The sequence below is a fragment of the Mesorhizobium sp. M1A.F.Ca.IN.020.04.1.1 genome (assembly GCF_003997315.1).
Lineage (GTDB): Bacteria > Pseudomonadota > Alphaproteobacteria > Rhizobiales > Rhizobiaceae > Mesorhizobium.
In genome coordinates this window covers 1-1,025 of sequence record NZ_RZSN01000388.1, presented here as the reverse complement: position 1 = coordinate 1,025, position 1,025 = coordinate 1, and the positions used below count along the sequence as shown (strand labels likewise).

Genomic DNA, 1,025 nt, shown 5'->3' with positions numbered 1-1,025 from the left:
ACCAGCGCATCCGCTCCGGCCAGTTCCAGAAGGTGACGGTGGCCGAGCCGCTGAACCTGCAGGGCTGGCAGCTTGTCGACGAGCTCAACCGCGCCATGGCCGGCGAGAAATGGTCGGGCTACATCTCGCCGCTGCATGTGGTGACTTCCGACAATGTCGAGTTCGACGGCGGCCCGGACAACCGTTTCGACCCGGGCAACGGCTACCGCGACCAATACAAGAAAATCTGGGGCAAATAGACGCCATCCAGAACGATCAGCGAGCGGTCGGCGATCATCCGCCGGCCGTTCGTTTTTTCCGACGCTTCAGGCCGTGTGTCGCACAACAACCTTGGGCGTCATGCCGACTACGACGCGGTCATCGAGCGCTCGCCGCCCGTTGAGCAGGTCGAGCACCAGCTCGGCGACGCGGATGCCGATCTCATGCGCGCCGACGTCGATCGTGGTGATCGAAGGCACCGACTGCTCGGCGAGATCATAGGCGCCGAAGCCGGCAATCGCCACGTCGTCCGGCACGCGGATGCCGCGTCGAACGCATTCCATCAGGGCGCCGAAGGCGGAGAGGTCGGACACGCACATCACCGCCTGTGTGTCCGGCCAGCGCGAGATCATCTCGACCATGGCGGTCGCGCCCTCGCGCATCGAGATCGGCGGCACGCCGGAGGCAATCACGCGCGAAGCGTCGAGGCCGCGGTCCTCCAGCGCCGCGACGAAGCCGCGTCGGCGGTCCAGACCACGGGTGTCCCGCGAGGTGTCGCCGCCGATAAAGCCCAGCCTCGAATAGCCGCGCTGAACGAAATGATCGACCATCAGCCGCCCGGCATCGGCATTGGAAAAGCCGACGACGTGGCCGATGGGGTCGGCCGGCAAATCCCAGGTCTCCACGACCGGAACGCCGGCATTGGCCAGCAACTTGCGGCAGCGCGACGTGTGCCGGCCGCCGGTCACGATGATCGCCTCCGGGCGACGCTGAAGCAATTGCCCGACCAGGCGTTCCTCCTCCTCGACATTATAGTCGGTGAAGCC

Annotated in this window: 1 protein-coding gene and 1 pseudogene; one reads left to right on the top strand and one right to left on the bottom strand. The window is 66.0% G+C overall.

The genetic code is table 11. The annotated features are described in order from the left end of the window. Positions 1-239: pseudogene (locus EOA49_RS32095) on the top strand (sugar ABC transporter substrate-binding protein); the annotation flags it as partial. A gap of 66 nt (positions 240-305) precedes the next feature. Here the strand turns inward: EOA49_RS32095 and EOA49_RS32090 are convergent. Further along, positions 306-1,025, bottom strand: a 720-nt coding sequence (locus EOA49_RS32090) for a substrate-binding domain-containing protein (protein ID WP_127243607.1), incomplete at its 5' end; no start/stop codon positions are given.